The following is a 17720-nucleotide window of genomic DNA, read 5'->3' as shown; positions in this document are numbered from 1 at the left end:
TATGAACAACCTGTTACAAAAGCTAACAGCAACAAAATATTGGTGGATCATTTTACTGGCCGTAGTAGCAGGTGTTAACTTACTGGCTTCGCTGGTGCATACCCGTATAGATCTTACCCAGGAGAAAAGGTATACCCTTAGCCATGTTACTAAAAACCTATTGCGTTCGCTGGATGGCCCGGTTACCATTGACGTTTTTTTAGAAGGCGAATTTCCGGCCGGCTTCAGGAAACTGGCCAACAGTACCCGTGAATTTTTACAGGAATATAAAGAGGTGAACCAGCGTAATATCACCATCAACTTTATCGATCCCTTAAAAAACCTGGATGACTCTACAGCCGCTTATGTACTGGACTCTATCGCCTACTTCTATAATATCAGCCCCTATACTTTACAGGCCCCCGGCAAAGTGGGCGATGAAATGAAGCAAAAACTGGTATTACCCGGTGCGGTGATACATTATGCCGATACTTCCGTTGGGGTTAACCTTTTAGAAGGAATGCGTTCCTATGGCACCCAAACCGAGGAGATGGCCGCTTTATATAATGATGTGGAAGCGACACTGGAGTATAAATTCGGCAGCGCCATTGAAAAAGTTACAGCCAAAACAAAGCCGGTAGTGGGCTATGCTCTGGGCCATGGTGAGGGCTGGGGTTATAATGTTGATGATGCTGTGAGAACACTGGCACAGCAATACCGTTTTGATACGGTGAATATCAGGACCGCACCTTTTATTCCTTCTTTCTTTAATGCCCTGGTGATATTAAAACCTACCCAACCATTCAGCGATGAAGATAAACTGAAGATTGACCAATACCTGATGCGTGGTGGCAAGATATTCTGGATGGTAGACAACATGTATGCAGAGTTTGACAGCTTATATAAGTCCGGTGGCTTTACTGCTTATGACCGGGGACTGAATTTAGAAGACATGCTTTTTAAATACGGTGTACGGTTAAACCAGAATTTATTACAGGATATGCAATCAGACAAACTGCCGCAAATAACCGGTGAGCAGGGGGCCGGGCAGCAGCAACGACTGGTTGACTGGCCGTTTTTCCCGATACTGAATGGTACCAATCACCCGATAAGTAAAAACCTGGATGGTGTGCGGGCTATGTTCCCTAATACGCTGGATACGATAACGACGCCGGGCATTAAAAAAACATTCCTGTTACGCTCTTCCGCCAATGCCAGGGTGTTGCCGGCACCAGCCATCATCAACTTTGATTTCATGCAGATTGCACCGGATATAAAGACCTTTACAGTAAAAGATACGGCGGTTGCCGTTTTACTGGAAGGAAAATTTACTTCAGCCTTTAAAAACCGTACATCCAGGGCTATACAGGATAGCCTGCGCAGTTTAAATGTACCGTATAAAGAGAGTAGTGATGAACCTACCCAGATGGTGGTGGTAGCCGATGGTGATATTGCCATGAACCTGTACAGCCAGATGAATGGTCCCTTACCAATGGGCACCAACCTGTTTACGGGTTATACCTATGCCAATAAAACCTTTTACAACAATGTACTGGAATACCTGTTGAACCCTTCGGGTATTTTAGAAACCCGCGCAAAAAGTTATACCCTGCGTTTACTGGACCCGGTAAAAGTGCGTGATCAAAAAGCTACCTGGCAGTTTGTAAATATTGTGGTGCCGGTATTGCTGGTGGTATTGGCGGCATTTATTTACCAGTATGTACGCAAAAGAAAATATGCGGCGTAGGAATGTTCTGCAACCGGCTTTCAGCTTTCCGCATTTAGCTTTCAACACTTACTTATGACCGCTGCAGTTTACCTGTTTTGGTCATGGGTAAACTATCCACAATAACTATTTTTTGCGGCGCTTTAAAATTGGATAAACGTTTGCGGCAATACTGTATCACGTTTTCCGTATTGACGATTGACTGCGGACGCAGTACAATAGAAGCCACAATGACCTGGCCTAATAAGCGGTGCGGCTCACTGCTTACCCTGGCCTGGGCAATGCCTTCATAGCTTTCCAATACGGCTTCTACCTCCTCGGGAAAAACTTTTATGCCGGAAATATTGATCACCGATTTGGCACGTCCCTCCACTTTTATTAACCCGTCTGCTGAACGGGAGGCAAAGTCTGCGGTGATAAAATAACCATTCACCAATACCTCCTCCCGCAGTTTAACCGGTTGTAAATAGGCATCAAACATACCGGGTCCTTTTATGCCCAGGTAACCTATAGTGCCATCGGGAAGCGGTTGATAGTCTTCGTCTAAAATACCGATCTCGTAGCCCGGCACGGGATAGCCAACGGCCTCCGGGTGCTCCTCCGACTGAAAGAAGTTTAACATGGGCAGGCCTATTTCAATAATGCCATAAGCCTGGCTAACCGCCACCTTAAAACGTTCTTTAAACGCAATACATATATCCGGTGAAATGCCAGCGGAGGTGGATATAACTTTTTTTAAAGAAGGCATCATTACCCCGCTGGTATCGTTGGCCAGTAGCCGCACCTGTACCGGTGATGAATACAGTAAAGTACCTGTATGATTATTGGTGATCTCCATGATATTCTTGGCTAAAAAATCTTTTACTACTGCTATGGCCGCGCCGTATTTTACATATAGTACAATTGATACCACAAAGTGATAGGCCATGGGTAATACCCATACCACCGTATCGCCAGGCCCTAACTGCAGGCCGTTATTGGCGGCATCTATCCGTTCTATTACCGATTGGTGGGAAATAATTACTCCTTTAGCATTACCGGTAGTACCGGAAGTAAAGCGGACAAAGGCCGGGTTATTAACAAAAGGAGCAAAAGAAGTAGTAAAAGGCTGATCGGAGAAGCCAAGCGAAAAGGAGGGCGTAAGGACAAGAAGTTTTTCCTGTTGATAGGCAGTACCGCTATGGTCATCTATCCAGGCATGCAGGCCGGTCTGTTGTACCAGTTCGTCGATCTCTACGGCTTTTAACTGGTGATAGATGGGTAAAGCTACCGCCCCGCTGCCTACAATGGCAAAGAGGCCGGTAATAAAATCACGGCCATTTTTAGCTTTTAAACCAACGGCCATGCCGGGTAATATGCCAGTTTTTTCTAACTGTACACGTAATATTTCTGCCTGGGTAAAAAGTTCACTGAAACTTATGGTTCCTGCTTCATCATGTACAGCCGGTTGGTTGGGCCAGCGGGTAGCGGCCTGTTGCAACACCTCATATACCGGGTACTTCTTCATATTGCGAAAATACAGTTTTCAGTTGCTGCTTTTGTAGCCTTTGTATACTTAGTTCCGGTATTGTATTTTGTACATGTCCCAGGGCCAGCAGTCCGGCAGCATAGCCCGTTTGTAAACAAATACCCATTACACGGGCGCTGGCAATAGCTTCGTCGGTTGCAGAAATACAACGGCCTCCTACAAAAAGATTAGGTATATGTGCCGATTGTAAACACCGGGCGGGGATCTGGTAATAACTGTCTTTCGGGAAGTATTGCATGGCCACCCGTTTATTCTGCTGCCATATTTCTATGGGCCAGGAACCATTGGCAATGGCATCGTTAAAATGATTACATGCCAGTATATCGTTACTCTCTAATACATATTTGCCCAGGGTACGAACTCCTGTACGGATACCTATTTCGTCCGCAATATGTTCCAGTTTTATATGCTGGCAAGCCGTTACGGCATCTCTTAAAAACTCCACCAGGCGGGTTATAAATTGTAAGGCCGTTTGGTGTAACTGTTGGAGGTTGCCCGCCCCAAAGGTTACAGGTACCGGGATGCCTATTTTGAAGGCAGCAATGCCGTTATGTAATGAGCCCGGAATTAAATAAATACGATCAAAATAATCGGGAACGGTTTTATCATAAATAGCCTTGCCGATAGCTTTTAAAATGATAAAGGAAAGCCTGGTTTCGTTTGTTTCACTGATACCCGAGAGTGTAAAAACCTGGGCAGCGGCCTGGTAGTTATCGCTTTCAATTAAGGGTAATGACAAAAACCTGGCGGCTATACTCTCGCCGGAACAATCTGCTACGGCTTGGGTATGATAGTGTAACAGGCTGCCGGCCGTTTGTACCTGTACCTGTTTAATGATATGGTTTTGCTCGGTTATTCCTACCACGGTTGCCCATTGTAAAACGGTTACGCCGGCCTGTTGCAGGAGTTGGCTGCAAAGTATTTTAAAATGTGCTACCTGGTAAGGCAGGTATGCTAAATGATATTCGTTAATCAGGGGTTGTGTTTCGGATGCGCTTTGTAACTGTTCAGCAAAAAACCGGGCAAACCCATGTACCATAAAACGGGGCTGGGGCCGGTGATCGTATTGGTAAAGCCCGCAAATGGTACCCACTTCTGCGGCAGTGGCTTTTCCGCCTAAATAAGGCGCTTTTTCTACCAGTACCACCTTACGGCGCCCTGCCTGTGCAGCAGCGATAGCTGCCGCTACCCCGGCTATACCGCCTCCGATTATTACAATATCTGTATGGTCAATGGTTGGGCTCATGATTAACTGGTACAAAGCAAACAGCGTTATTATATCCTGTAAACGCTGGTTTAAGAAGCGGTGGAAAGCAGTTTTTTTAGTTCCTCTTCAATTAATGCTATTTCAAATGTATCTATAATATCCGGAGAATAAGCAATATTAATATTTAAAGCGTTATTGAATTTTAAAAAGGAAAAGGTCAGGCCCGGGGGAAATGTTGGCGAGGGGTAAATAGTAAGCCCCGAAACGGCATGCCCCATAAAGCTTTTATGGTTGTTAAAGCCTTCACCTGTAGCAGAATATACAAAACTGGTAAAAGTACCTTCACCGGTTTTATTTACCAGCTTGTAATATAACCAAACGGGTAAATGCCGCATCATGTTCAACAGTTGACTGTATAACTGGGGGCGTTTGTTTTTTATTTGTTCCGTCATTTGCTCCGATAAACTGCTGACGGTTTGTTTAACCTGTTGTAAAACCTGTTGCGGCATACGATAAAAGAAAAAAGCCACCGTATTGGAAATAACAGGCCCCACTGCTCCCCGTAAACGCCCGTCGTAAGGAACGGGCAACCATAAGGTACCCTGGGTATTTCTTTGCTTTAATAATTTATTGACAGCATGGCTGCAGCAGGCTATATAAAACAGGTTAGGTCCTAAACGGGCCCCATGTGAAATGGCGTTCCGATGAATTTGCCCGGTTTCCTCCTCGTTAAAATAGATGATTTTGGTTTTAAAGGGAGCCCTTGCCTTACTGCTGACTGCGGCCACTGATGCGAGGGGCGGTTTGGATGATTGCTCAATAAAATTTTTAACCTTATACATATTGCGTATATGCGCCAATATGCCGGATGGTTTTTCTTTGGCCGGAAAAAGGTTGCTGATGTTGGCAGAGAAATTACCGGCTGTTACTTCATTCAGGTGGCTGATAAGCATACCAATGCCGCGGCCATCGATCAATATATGGTTCCACGAAACAACGATCAGTGAGCGGTGGTCGGGGTATTGAATAATATCGCATTCAATAAACCTTTCGCCTTCAACCGGTATATCACGTTGCAGAACGATACCCGGTATTTCATTAAATACATCGTGATGGTGTGCCCGGATGATGATCTCATGGCCCTTATTGGTATATTGCCAGTAGGGACGGCCAAATAATGCGCCGGCCTTCAGTTGTATATTGCATAACCAATGTATGACCGGCGAACCCGCAAATATTTGTTGCAGGTTTTTGCTATCAACACGGTCTTCCGTATTAAAAACAATACGCATTACATTCCCGCCTGCCTGGTATTTCTTGGCGTGTTTGTCCAGTACCAGGTGAAAACAATCGGAGCCGGTTAAATAAACTTTCGCGGGCAGTTTATGTAAAAAGGAATTCAAGCAATAATCTTTACGGGTAAACTTAGTTGTTTTTTAGTTGCAATACCAGGGCCGATAAAGCCTGCAGGGTTTTAAAATTTTCCGGTAATAAATGTTCATCCGGTATAGCTACCCCGAATTGCCTTTCTATAAATAAAATTACCTCTACAGTGGAGAAAGAGTCCAGGCCTGCATCCTGCAGGTTGGAGCCGGGTGTAATGGCTACATGTTCTGCCATTATATTTTGCTGAATAAACTGTTGTATATCGGCAATGATCTGTTGCTGGTCCATTGTTATATTTTTCTTTTCATTTTATTTACGGTCATCGCAATAGCAATGGTTATGATGAAAAAAGCTAATAGTTTGCCGGTAGCCGGTAGTACGGAACTCAATCCATCATTACGTAAAAATAAATTATAGTAGCCTTCCAGCGCCCAGTTAAGGGGCGATATTTCACTGATATTACGCATGGTTTTGGACATAACGTAAGTGGGCACCCAAATGCCGCCTAAGGCGGATAGCAATAATACCGATAAAGACCCCAGTATAGCACCCTGCTGTTCGGTATTGGCCAGCGTACCCACTAATACACCATAACCAGTTGCTGCTAAAGAAGTGGCCAGGGTTAATACCAGTATGCCGGAAAAACTATCGCCCATTACCAGCGGCGGCAGGCCAAAAAGCGGTAATATGTACAGGCCTACACATAACATTAACAGGAACTGTATCAGGCCCACTATCAGGTATACAATTACTTTACCCTGCATTAATAACAGGTAGGAGGTAGGCATGGTATGCAACCGGAAAATACTGCCCTCCGATTTTTCCTTCATAATACTGCCGCATAAGGGAATGGCAATAAAGAACATGGCAAAGATGGTCCAGGCCGGTACATTGTGCTGCACGGCATTGGGAATGATCGCACTGTTGTTCTTCGAGGCATATTCTTCGGAGTAACGGAATATTTGCGAGCGGTTAAAAGTGTTGCCGGGTTTTTTACCGCCTTCGGGTATCACTTCGGCTATTTGTTCGGAGAAGGTCTCGAACATGATCTTTGTCTTTACCTCCGATATAAACTCTCTTAAGGCACTGGTAATAGAAGAAATGAATGATTTTTTGGTAACGGGGTCAATAAGGATGATGATCTCTACCGAATCTTTCATGCCCTGTATGGCTGCAGCAGCTTCCGTCGGGTTAATAGATTCATCAATTAACTGCGATACATTTTCCCGGATGGCTTTGGTGGCATTTTGCGGCACTACAATGCCCAATAAAAATTTACCATCAGCCACGGCCTGCCTGGCAGTTTCCAGTGTGGCCGGTTTACCGTTAATAGAGTCGTAGTATTTGCACAGCTCATTATTACGCAGACCCTGTTCAACCATATCACCCAGGGAATCTTTATCATTGTTTACAAATACAATGGGAATGCTGCTTTCGTTAATGCTTCTGAAAGCGGCATCCTGTATAATGGTCATTACAAAAATGAGCACCATGGGCATCAGGAAAAGAATGGACAGGCCGATCTTATCCCTGAGCAGGATGATAGCTTCTTTCCTGATAATGGCTTTTAGTTTCGTAAACATCAATCCCGTAGTTTTCTTTTAGTGAGGTGTAAAAAAACGTCTTCCAGGTTTTTGCTGCCGGGATAGGCGTTAATTAAGGCCCGGGGTTCATCTTCCGCTAAAATTTTACCACGATCAATAATGGATACCCGCGTACAAAAATGCTCCGCCTCTTCCATATGGTGGGAGGTATAAATAATAGTAGTTCCTTCGGCGTTCAGCTCTTTTAACCGTTCAATGATCACATTACGACTTTGTACATCTACCCCTACGGTCGGCTCATCTAAAAACAACACTTTGGGATTATGTAGAATACCGGCAATTAAATTAATACGTCTTTTCATACCGCCGGAATACTCCATTACCTTCCTGTTTGCTTTAGCGCTTAAACCCAGTTTTTCGAGCCAGGCATCTATTTTATCATGCAGCGGCTTGCCTTTCAGCCCATACATATGACCGAAAAAAACAAGGTTTTCGCGGCCGGTTAAAGTTGGGTATAAGGCAATATCCTGCGGTACTACGCCTATCAGTTGTTTTACGGCATCGCTGTGTTGCTGTAAATTAATACCGTTAATAATGATGCTGCCACTAGTGGGTGGAAACAGGCCGCATAACATGGAAATAGTAGTGGTTTTACCGGCCCCGTTCGGCCCCAGTAAACCAAAAATCTCGTGTTGCCTGATGGCCAGCGAAATACCACGCACTGAAGGCTCAGCGGCGGTTTTAAACTGTTTGGTTAAATGGTCAACTATGATAATTGGCTCGTTGCTCATATAAAACGGCAAAATACAACTGCTTTACGAAATTACTATACTTAGCGGATAGGAATCGGCCATTTATTTTACGAAACGGGCAAGGGCAAAAATAAAATGACTTACAGGGTATAAACAACGTTGACATATAATTACAGCGGCCGGCATTTCAATGCCGGCCGCTGTATAAAGCTGGTGTGTATTATTTTCCCGCTTCGTTCTCTTTTTTTCTGAAGGCAACAATACGTTTTACCAGGTCAGTTGGCAGGGGCTCGTTATTGGGCAGTTGTATGGCCGATTTGCTCACTTTCATTTTCTTTAAGTCGGCATCAAAAGCCTGCAGTAAAGCCTGGCTCCAGGGACTGGAGAGCGTGATATGTTTGGCATAGGCCGAGTAATAAATAAGAAAGCCATGGTATTTAAAAGCCGGGATCTGGTAACTGATCACTTCTTCGGCTTTTGGCACTAGCTTATGAATAATATTACGGATGGCCTGCATTCTTTCCTGCACTTCGGCAGGAAAAGCGTTATGGTACTCGTCAATCGTTTTATAATCGGTTTTTGCCATAGTGTCAAAGGGTTTACTGAATGAATAAGGAGCCAGCAAAGGCATTAATACCTGTAATTTACTAAAAGCCGGCCTGTTAACCTATTGCCGGTAACAAACCTATTTATTCAGTACCAATAACAGCTCGTCCAGTTTTTCCAGGGTTAATTTCAGTCCTTCTTCCATGCCCATTTGTATCACGGTTTCCAGGTCGGCCAGTGATTTATAGGTAACAATGGTTTGTACCAGGGCATTGTTGTTAAGGTCGGTAAATGTTACTTCCCATTCGGCACGGGGCATTTCGGGGTTTACATTGCCTTCAGCATCGCAAAAGGCATCTAAAGAGTGGTAAAAGTCTATGGGTTGTATTTTGGTATAATCGGTACGGCCCCAGTACTCGGTTCCTTCCGGGTCAACCATGGCATATATCCAGTGGCCGCCTTCGCTGAAATCCATCGATTTTGTTTTGGTGGTAAAAGGCTTGGGTGCAAACCACTGGTCCAGTAATTCGCTTTTGGTGTAACAATCCCAAACCAGGCTACGGCCGGCGGCAAACTCCCGTTTAACGGTGATGGTGTTTTTCTCCTTGTCTACCAGGAAATCAAATTGTAAGTGATGCATGGGTTTATTTTTTAATCGTTAATAATAATTCATCCAGGTTGTCCAGGGCCATGGTAAAGCCTTCCTGCATACCCATAGCCAATACTTTTTCCAGGTCGGCCAGGCTTTGGTATTGCAGGGTGATATTTACGGTTGTGGTGCCGTTATTTGCCGTAAATACATTGGTCCAAAAAGTGCGGGGCATATCGGCATTCATCTTGCCGGCTTCATCGCAAAAAGCGTCCAGGGCTGTATAACTTTTGGTTGGATCAATGGTTTTATAATCGGCCAGGCACCAGTGTTTATCACCTTCGGGGCTTATCATGGCATAATGCCACTGTCCGCCTTCGGCAAAGTGTAATGTCTTCGTTTGAACGTAGTAAGGTTTGGGCGCCCACCATTGGTCCAGTAATTCGGCGGTGGTCCAGGCCAGCCATACCAGGTTCAATTCCGCACCAAATTCGCGGGTTACACGGATGGTGTGGTTTGTTTTGTCTACCGTAAAATCGAATAAAAGGTTACTGTTCATTTTTTTTTGTTTTGTAAGGTTGCCAATAAGTTGTCTAACTGGTTAAAACGGGTTTCCCATATCTTCCGGAACTGCTCCAGCCATTTATCTATTTCTTTCATTTTTTCAATTTCAAGCTGGTAATAAATTTCCCGGCCCTGTTGTTCCGGTTTTATCAATTCACATTCCTGCAAAATCTTCAGGTGTTTGGACACCGCCTGCCGGGTGCTGTCAAAATGCTCGGCAATCGCATTCGGGGTCATGGCCTGTACGGCTATCAGTACTAAAATGGCCCGCCGGGTGGGGTCGGCAATGGCCTGGAATATATCTCTGCGCATGCGTTATTGTTTTAATGAAACCATTCGGTTGCAAATATATGTGCAACTTTTTGGTTGCGCAAAAAAAATCTTTATTTTTTTTAAAATTTATCTCCGGGCAAAAAAAGAGTGCCTTAAGGCACTCATATTGTGTATGTTGTATGTGATGAGAGAAAAATTAAGAGAGCCGTTTATATAAACGACATTTTATCATACTTGCGGCCCAGTATCGTTACATCATCCGCATCCAGCCATTTATTCAGTACCGTAGCATATACATTCTTAAAGTCAACGCTGTGCTGCAGGTCACCGTCCTGCAGGTTGCCCAGGTCGGGCATGGCATTGATCAACCCTTTTTGCTGCAGGCCACCGCTGATGAAAAACATATTATTGGCTGTACCGTGATCGGTGCCGTTGCTGGCATTTTGTGCCACCCGGCGGCCAAACTCTGAAAAAGTGAACAGCAATACATCATTAAAACGGTTATTGGCTTTCAGGTCGTTGGTAAAAGTCAGCACCGCATCGTTCATATCTTTAAAAAGCTTCGACTGGCGGTCATCCTGGCCTACATGCGTATCAAAACTTCCCAGGGAAACATAGTATACTTTGGTGTTGATCTCGGAGAAGATCAGCGAGGCAATTGTTTTTAAATTATTGCCCAAGTCGGTCTTGGGGTAGGTAGCGCTGGTAGGGTGCAGCTTACTTTGTTTAAAAATATAATCGGCCGATGATAATGTTTGCGCCATGGTTTTATACAGGTAATCCACCGGTTGTTCTTCCTGTGCCTGCTGGTGCTGTTTCATCACCTCTTTAAAAAATTTTTCGTTGGAGGTGCCGTATAAGCGACGCGGATCTTTTACCGCAATACCGTTATTGCCCTTGCCTTTCAATGCCAGGCTCAGCACATCATCTATCTCAATGGCCTGGGTGGGTTTATCACAACCATTACACTGGGCATCCAGGTAGCGGCCTACCCAGCCCTGGTGCCAGTATTCATCGCTTTTACTGGCGCTATGCCATATATCCATGCTTCTGAAATGCGACCGGTCCGGGTTGGGATAGCCCACATTGTTCATTATACCCAGGTTACCTTCATCGTATAAGGATTTAAAACCGGTCAATGCCGGGTGCAGGCCCACTTCATCGGTCAATTGTAAAGCCTTATCCTTTGTTATGCCCAATTGCGGGCGCAGTTTATAATACACATCATTACGTATGGGGATCACCGTGTTAAGCCCGTCGTTACCGCCGCTTAACTGTAATACCACCACCACCTTATTACCTGGCGGAACAGTATACCCTCCTTCAAATGCTTTTAAAAAGCGGGGTAATAACAAGGATGCCGTGGCCAGTGAACCTGTTTGTATAAATGTTCTGCGTTTTATGAGCATGGTCAATAGTATTTAGATATTAGTATAAAGTATACAGACCTTAGTATATAGATACTATTGTCTTTTTATTTTGTTACCGGCTTTTGTTCCCTGATAGGGCAGCTGTTGCGACGCTCCGTTCATCGTCCCTCTCGCTCATCAACAGTAAACCTTTTCTGCGTTGAAGCTTTCAGCTTTCGGCCCCCTTTAGCACAACTGGTACTCCGGTGTACTCATTACCTGTATGGTGGCCGATCTGATGTAAGCTTCGCGGCTTGCCCCGTCAACATATTTGTTAATCGTTTCGGGTGCTAGTGCGCCGGGCGTTTGTAACTGGTATTTGCTGATGATTTGCAGCAGTTCCTCCCGTTTTACTTTACTCAATTGTTTGTAATGCTGCTCCCAGTTCATACTGGCACTAATGGCTTTGGCTCCCAGGTTCTTCTTGGGCTTAGCCTGTTTCATACCCATCATCTGGTCGTCATCGTCTTTGGGTGTAACATTCAATTCGTCTTCATCGGTAAATAACTGTGGCACCCGCAGGCGCATCATCAGGGTACTGCTGTCTATCCAGGTCTTTCCCCCGGGCCACCCTGCCACGTTAGGCGGGTAAAATAATAGCTGACCCAATACCCGCTGTATGGTTAACAGGGCATTGTCATCCTCCAGTTGCATGGGTATCATGCGTTGTATACCGGCCAGCAATATTACCGGCGACTTTATGAGGGCGCCCATATTCTTTTTATCGTAAAATGCTGTACTGGTAAAAATATCTTTCAGCAAAGCGCTGATATCGTAGTTGTTTTTATAAAACTTTTCTGCCAATGACTGTACCTGTTGCGGATCTATCGTTTCATTTACTAAAAAACGATAGAGCTTCTGGGTAATATAAATGGCCGTTTGTTTTTTCTCGAGCAAAATATCCAAAACATCATCGCCGGTAAAATTGCCGGTTTTACCCAGTACGGTTTTTTCGCCGGTATCATGCTGGTTCTTTCTAAACACAAATTCGCCCTGCGGTGTGCCGGTCCAGCCGGTAAAGGCCCGTGCCGCTTCTTTAATGTCTTTTTCGGTATAATTGCCACGGCCCATGGTAAACAGTTCCATTACTTCACGGGCAAAATTTTCATTTGGCCTGCCTTTGCGGTTTTGCTGGTTATTTAAAAAAGTGAGCATGGCGGGTGAATGTGATACGGCTTTCAGCAGGTCACCAAAATTGCCCAGTGCATTATCCCTGATGATATGTAATAACTGTTGCTGGTAAAAGGCATTGTTGCTGCGGCAGGCAAAATGGCCATGCCAGAACAGGGCCATCTTCTCTTTTAACTGTTGTTCACTGTTCACCATTTCACTCATCCACAGGCTGCTTAGTTTACGTGTGGCTTCTGTTTGTAACCGTTGTATCTCCCGCCTTTCTTCGGCAGTTCTGTCTGCCGCTTTTTTGCCTATATTTTCGGTATACAGGTCCTCCAAAGCTTTATCAGTGCCCTGTAAATAATTTGTCTTTTTTGCGGAAAGGGCTGCCAGTTTTTTATAATACTGTTGAGCGCTGTATTTCTCCAGGTCGTCCAGCTGTTCTACCGCCGGTCCAAACCCGGCCCGCCATAACAGGTGTTTATTTTGTAACAGGTCCTTCTCGGCCATAACAATATTTTTATTATTGACTGTATAAAAATCAACCGGTTTAATAACTGCGGGCAGTTATTATAAACTTAACATAGAGAGGTCCGGTATTTGTCCCCGGGAAAAGCTGCACGGATGGTACTTATCCCTGTACCTGCAAAAAAACAGCCACCTTTTAAGGGTGGCTGTTTTTTAACGATTATTAAAATATTATTTTTTTGCCTTACTGTGTACATAGGCCGATATCTGTTGTATTTCCTTTTCATCCAGCTTGGCTTTTTTTACCATGGATGCCAGTACAGGACGTAATTCGTCGTAAGTGGCACGGGAATAATCTTTCTCGCGGTGACACTTGGTACAGGAGGTAGATGATATTACCTGGCCTGCATCTATAGTGGTTTTATCGGTTTTAACGCGGCTTTCGGCCGGGATCAAAGCTTCCGTTGCAGAGGGAGAAGCCTTGGGCGTACAGGCTACCACAAAGGTGGCGACTGCTATAAATAAAGCGGCTACTTTTTTCATAATTAATGATTTATGATACAATATATATTTTTTAGATGACAAAACAATGACAAACCAAATTAATGCCAAAATTTTCGGCCCGGACATAGGTGGTTCCAAAGGTTCAAATGTTCAAGGGGTGAAAAGTTCCAAGAGCCCGTTTAAAATTGCATTGTTTTCACCGGCATAACAGTATAGATACTTTAATCTAATACTCTACACCTTCAACCCTAAGCCTTACGCCTTATACCTACCTCTTTAGTCCACCTTCTTTTCCCCGCTTCGGTTTTTACATTTACCTTTGCCGCCTAATTATTAAAAATTATGCTTCAATTACAAGTACTGAGACAGGACACAGAAGGCGTGAAAGCCCGGTTGAGCAGGAAGCATTTTGCCGATTTACATTTGGTAGATGCGATCATTGCGTTAGACGACGAAAGAAAAAAACTACAACTATCGTTCGATACCAATCAATCCGTTGTTAACAGTACTTCCAAAGAAATAGGAGCTTTAATGGCCAAAGGCCAGAAAGAAGAGGCCGAAGCAAAGAAAGCGGAAGTAGCGGCTTTAAAAGCCACTTTACAGCCGATAACAGAACAACTGGCAGTAGTGGAAAAACAACTGCATGATGAACTGGTAAAACTGCCTAACCTGCCACACGACAGCGTACCAGTGGGCAAAACCCCGGAAGAGAATGATGTGGTAAGAGAAGCCGGCGTCAAGCCTGCTTTACACGCAGGGGCTGTGCCCCATTGGGACCTGATAAAAAAATACGATATCATTGATTTTGAACTGGGTTCCAAGATCACAGGCAGCGGCTTTCCTTTATACAAAGGCCAGGGCGCCAAACTGCAGCGGGCATTGATACAATACTTTTTAGATTACAATACCGCCGCCGGTTATACCGAATACCTGCCGCCTTTTATGGTGAACGAAGCCTCTGCTTATGGTACCGGTCAGTTACCGGATAAAGAAGGCCAGATGTATCATATGCCTGCCGATGGTTTTTATATGATACCAACCTCCGAAGTACCGGTTACCAATATATTCAGGGATGAGATTTTAAAAGAAACGGCCCTGCCTGTTAAAATGACCGCTTACTCACCCTGTTTTCGCCGTGAGGCCGGAAGTTTTGGTAAAGATGTGCGTGGCCTGAACCGCGTACACCAGTTTGAGAAAGTAGAGATAGTGCAATTAACACACCCGGATAAAAGTTATGAAGCGCATAACGAAATGGTATTGCATATTGAAAAATTATTGCAAAGCCTGGAATTGCCTTATCGTATACTGGCCTTATGCGGTGGTGATATGAGCTTTACTTCAGCCCTTACTTACGACTTTGAAGTATTCAGCGCAGCCCAGGAGCGTTGGCTGGAAGTAAGCTCAGTATCTAATTTTGAAGCCTACCAGACAAACAGGATGAAGATCCGTTTTAAAGATGAAAAGGGTAAAACACAATTGACGCATTCCTTGAACGGAAGCTCCCTGGCACTGCCACGTATTGTGGCCAGCTTACTGGAGAACAACCAGACACCGGAAGGAATAGCGATACCAAAAGTATTACAACCTTATTTTGGTGCGGCGGTGCTGAAGTAATAGTATGCAGTATTCAGCTATTAGTATTTAGACTTTACTACCGGGCTCTGACTACGAAGTTTAGATTTTGTTAGGATAAATTATCGTTAAAGCAAATGAGTGAATAACTCATTTGCTTTTTTTGTTTGCATCTTTATAGCATTCTTTAACCAAAACAGTTCATATGAAAAAAACATTACTCTTCTCCTTACTGTTTATTATTGCTGCATCCACAACAACACAGGCACAAATTACTAAAGGGTCAACATTGCTGGGCGGAAATTTATCTTTTGGTCAAGTTAAATTGAATAGTGATATTGCCGCAGCCGAAACAAAGTCCTCAGGATTTAATATTAGTCCGGCTATTGGCATAGCGATTAAAGATAATCTGGTGGTGGGTGTTGAACTTGGTTACAGTACCGGTAAACAAAAACAGGTTTCTTCCAACCAAACAATTTTGAATATAAAAAATCAGGGTTTTACAACAGGGGTATTTATACGTAAGTATAAACAACTCGCAAAAAGCGATTTTTATTTATTTGGTGAGAGCAGCCTGAAGTATAGTAATATGAAACAGGAGCGAACAGAGCAAAGCCCTGATGAGTTTATTAGTAAAACGAACAACGTTAATTTAAGCATTAAGCCCGGGTTGTCTTATGCCGTTAATAAACGGTTGCACCTTGAGCTGGGGCTAAACAACCTACTGTCTGCTGAATACTCTTCAACCAGGCAAACCGTTAACCAGGGTAATGCGGTAAAGCAATCAGGGTTTAGCGCGTCTGCAAATATTTCCAACATCACAAATAATATTTCATTTGGCGTGAGGTTTTTATTGGCTAAATAAGTTTTATAAAAGGGTTAGTTGAATTTTTACAGCTAACCCTTTTATCATCCAATATTTACGTTGTTAATTTCTGGTACCATTATATTCTTTTTTACAAGCTTCACAAACTCAAGCTTATTTAATTCATTGCTGAAATATCTTTTGGGGATTATAATGGCTACTTCAGTATCAACATATAAGTAAAAAGCTTTTTTGCTTTCATTAATCGATTTAACAACGCTCCAATTATATTGGCCGCGGTTGTTTTTATCGACGTAACCGACTCCTTCATCTGTAAAATCATATGTTTTTAAGCCTAATATCACTCCGTTTTCATGAGGTATTTTCAGGCTTCTGTAAAGCGAGTAGTAAACGCTAAGAAAGTAAATAATTAAATATAAAACGGAAGTTATAATAACCTGATTCATATCAGAAACAGTTTTCTTGTCATGAATAAACAATTGAAGGACAAGTAGACTTGCCAGAGAGTTTACAATTGTCGAGACCAATCTGTTTTTAAGGAAATGATAAATATTATAATCCAAATAATCCTGTCTTGTCATTTCTATTTCTAATGTCATAATCATCTGTGTTAATCAGAATGCCTAAATATACTTATCGTTTTGTTCTCCCGTTACTACTATTGTTTATTTTAAAAAACTCCCGGTTTAATCGGGCTATAGCGTTTTGCTTTTAGCATTCAGCTTTCGGCATTTTCATTTAGCTTTGGGTATTATTAATCCACTGCACAACATGGGGCAAACAATTACTGCCGGTAGTTTAAAAAATGATATCAAGGCCCTGGCCCGTGCTATTTCACTGGTAGAAAATGAAGCGGACAACTATCAGCAGTTGTTACAATCCATACAGCCCAATACCGGTACCAAAGTCATAGGCATTACCGGTCCTCCCGGCGCGGGCAAAAGTACACTGGTAGATGCTTTACTGGATAAGCTGGTAACCAATGGCAAAAAAGTAGCCGTACTTTGTGTAGACCCTTCTTCACCTTTTAACCTGGGCGCTGTATTGGGCGACCGCATCCGCATGAGCGACTGGTATACCCATCCCAACGTTTTTATACGTTCCCTGGCCAGCCGCGGTGCCATGGGCGGACTGCATCCAAAAATTATCGAGATAACCGATATCGTACTGGCGGCGGATTTTGATTATATAATGATAGAAACGGTTGGCGTAGGACAAAGTGAAATTGAAATTGCCGGCCTCGCCGATGTAACGGTGGTAGTAGTGGTACCCGAGGCCGGCGATGAGATACAGACCATGAAAGCCGGGCTGATGGAGATTGCCAATGTATTTGCCGTAAATAAAGGCGACAGGCCCGGTGCTGATAAATTTATTAAAAACCTGCGCTTGATGCTGGCACCGGCCTTTACCAAAACACAGGTGCCGGTGGAAGTAGTTAAAACAATCGCACACGAAAAACAGGGTATTGATGAATTATTGAAAGCGATCGATCAGTATGTACAGGCCAATCATTTTAATGATAAAAAAGCCTGGCTTTTAACGGAGAAAGCCTACCAGCTTATACTGAAACAGCGGATGAGTGATATAGATAAACAGACCTTAAAAAATAATGTGACCCAGGCACTGCAAAGCCATACAACATTTAATCTCTACAACTTTGTACACCAGCTTAACCAGCAACTATAAAGGCCCAACCCTTTGAGCCTCTTGAACCTTTGAACGCTTGAACCTTTG

At 43.7% G+C, this 17720-nt stretch carries 18 protein-coding genes; 4 read left to right on the top strand and 14 right to left on the bottom strand.

Features of this window, described 5'->3' with window-relative positions; translation table 11 throughout:
* Nucleotide 1 precedes the first annotated feature (1 nt).
* Nucleotides 2-1726, top strand: coding sequence for a gliding motility-associated ABC transporter substrate-binding protein GldG (gene gldG, locus ACFS6H_RS03820; RefSeq protein WP_386095391.1), 1725 nt, complete (start codon nt 2-4; stop codon nt 1724-1726).
* Nucleotides 1727-1778: 52 nt separating this feature from the next.
* Here the strand turns inward: gldG and ACFS6H_RS03815 are convergent, their stop codons facing one another.
* From ACFS6H_RS03815 to ACFS6H_RS03755, 13 genes are all read right to left on the bottom strand, one after another.
* The gene (locus ACFS6H_RS03815) at nt 1779-3212 is read right to left on the bottom strand and encodes a class I adenylate-forming enzyme family protein (RefSeq protein ID WP_386095389.1); all 1434 of its coding nucleotides are present in this window, start codon (nt 3210-3212) and stop codon (nt 1779-1781) included.
* Complete coding sequence (locus ACFS6H_RS03810) at nt 3190-4479, bottom strand: FAD-dependent oxidoreductase (protein ID WP_386095387.1); 1290 nt, start codon at nt 4477-4479, stop codon at nt 3190-3192. The genes ACFS6H_RS03815 and ACFS6H_RS03810 overlap by 23 nt, the downstream gene beginning before the upstream one ends.
* Before the next feature lie 50 nt (nt 4480-4529).
* Nucleotides 4530-5843, bottom strand: coding sequence for a WS/DGAT domain-containing protein (locus ACFS6H_RS03805; RefSeq protein WP_386095385.1), 1314 nt, complete (start codon nt 5841-5843; stop codon nt 4530-4532).
* Between the two features lie 22 nt (nt 5844-5865).
* Nucleotides 5866-6114: a phosphopantetheine-binding protein gene (locus ACFS6H_RS03800; RefSeq protein ID WP_386095383.1), complete on the bottom strand. Its 249-nt coding sequence runs from the start codon at nt 6112-6114 to the stop codon at nt 5866-5868.
* 2 nt (nt 6115-6116) lie between these two features.
* Entirely contained in the window at nt 6117-7409 is a 1293-nt protein-coding gene (locus ACFS6H_RS03795; RefSeq protein ID WP_386095381.1) for an ABC transporter permease, read from the bottom strand.
* Nucleotides 7409-8161, bottom strand: a complete 753-nt coding sequence (locus ACFS6H_RS03790; protein WP_386095379.1) for an ABC transporter ATP-binding protein — start codon at nt 8159-8161, stop codon at nt 7409-7411. The genes ACFS6H_RS03795 and ACFS6H_RS03790 overlap by 1 nt, the downstream gene beginning before the upstream one ends.
* Nucleotides 8162-8342: 181 nt before the next feature.
* Nucleotides 8343-8708, bottom strand: coding sequence for an iron chaperone (locus tag ACFS6H_RS03785; protein WP_386095377.1), 366 nt, complete (start codon nt 8706-8708; stop codon nt 8343-8345).
* Between the two features lie 99 nt (nt 8709-8807).
* Nucleotides 8808-9308 (bottom strand): SRPBCC family protein, encoded by a 501-nt coding sequence (locus ACFS6H_RS03780; RefSeq protein ID WP_386095375.1) that lies wholly within the window; start codon nt 9306-9308, stop codon nt 8808-8810.
* Between the two features lie 4 nt (nt 9309-9312).
* Nucleotides 9313-9816: an SRPBCC family protein gene (locus ACFS6H_RS03775; protein WP_386095373.1), complete on the bottom strand. Its 504-nt coding sequence runs from the start codon at nt 9814-9816 to the stop codon at nt 9313-9315.
* The gene (locus ACFS6H_RS03770) at nt 9813-10133 is read right to left on the bottom strand and encodes an ArsR/SmtB family transcription factor (protein ID WP_386095371.1); all 321 of its coding nucleotides are present in this window, start codon (nt 10131-10133) and stop codon (nt 9813-9815) included. The genes ACFS6H_RS03775 and ACFS6H_RS03770 overlap by 4 nt, the downstream gene beginning before the upstream one ends.
* A 170-nt stretch (nt 10134-10303) precedes the next feature.
* Nucleotides 10304-11503 carry a DUF1501 domain-containing protein gene (locus ACFS6H_RS03765; protein ID WP_386095369.1) on the bottom strand — a complete coding sequence of 400 codons (1200 nt, stop codon included), beginning with the start codon at nt 11501-11503 and terminating at the stop codon, nt 10304-10306.
* Between the two features lie 186 nt (nt 11504-11689).
* The gene (locus tag ACFS6H_RS03760) at nt 11690-13126 is read right to left on the bottom strand and encodes a DUF1800 domain-containing protein (protein ID WP_386095367.1); all 1437 of its coding nucleotides are present in this window, start codon (nt 13124-13126) and stop codon (nt 11690-11692) included.
* 189 nt (nt 13127-13315) lie between these two features.
* Nucleotides 13316-13627 (bottom strand): hypothetical protein, encoded by a 312-nt coding sequence (locus tag ACFS6H_RS03755; RefSeq protein ID WP_386095365.1) that lies wholly within the window; start codon nt 13625-13627, stop codon nt 13316-13318.
* A 303-nt stretch (nt 13628-13930) separates the two neighbouring features.
* On the opposite strand from ACFS6H_RS03755, the gene serS reads away from it, so the two are divergent.
* Both serS and ACFS6H_RS03745 read left to right on the top strand, forming a co-directional pair.
* A complete protein-coding gene (gene serS, locus ACFS6H_RS03750) occupies nt 13931-15202 on the top strand; it encodes a serine--tRNA ligase (protein ID WP_386095364.1) in 1272 nt (423 codons plus the stop codon).
* A 163-nt stretch (nt 15203-15365) separates the two neighbouring features.
* Nucleotides 15366-16025, top strand: coding sequence for an outer membrane beta-barrel protein (locus ACFS6H_RS03745; RefSeq protein ID WP_386095362.1), 660 nt, complete (start codon nt 15366-15368; stop codon nt 16023-16025).
* A gap of 44 nt (nt 16026-16069) precedes the next feature.
* On the opposite strand, the gene ACFS6H_RS03740 is transcribed toward ACFS6H_RS03745, so the two are convergent.
* Nucleotides 16070-16585 (bottom strand): YcxB family protein, encoded by a 516-nt coding sequence (locus tag ACFS6H_RS03740; RefSeq protein WP_386095360.1) that lies wholly within the window; start codon nt 16583-16585, stop codon nt 16070-16072.
* Nucleotides 16586-16757: 172 nt separating this feature from the next.
* On the opposite strand from ACFS6H_RS03740, the gene meaB reads away from it, so the two are divergent.
* Entirely contained in the window at nt 16758-17672 is a 915-nt protein-coding gene (gene meaB, locus ACFS6H_RS03735; RefSeq protein ID WP_386095358.1) for a methylmalonyl Co-A mutase-associated GTPase MeaB, read from the top strand.
* The last annotated feature ends 48 nt before the right edge of the window (nt 17673-17720 follow it).

This window comes from Terrimonas rubra (assembly GCF_042686025.1).
Classification (GTDB): Bacteria; Bacteroidota; Bacteroidia; order Chitinophagales; family Chitinophagaceae; genus Terrimonas; species Terrimonas rubra.
Note: the sequence above shows the minus strand (reverse complement) of the source record. Positions and strands in the feature narration are given on the sequence as shown.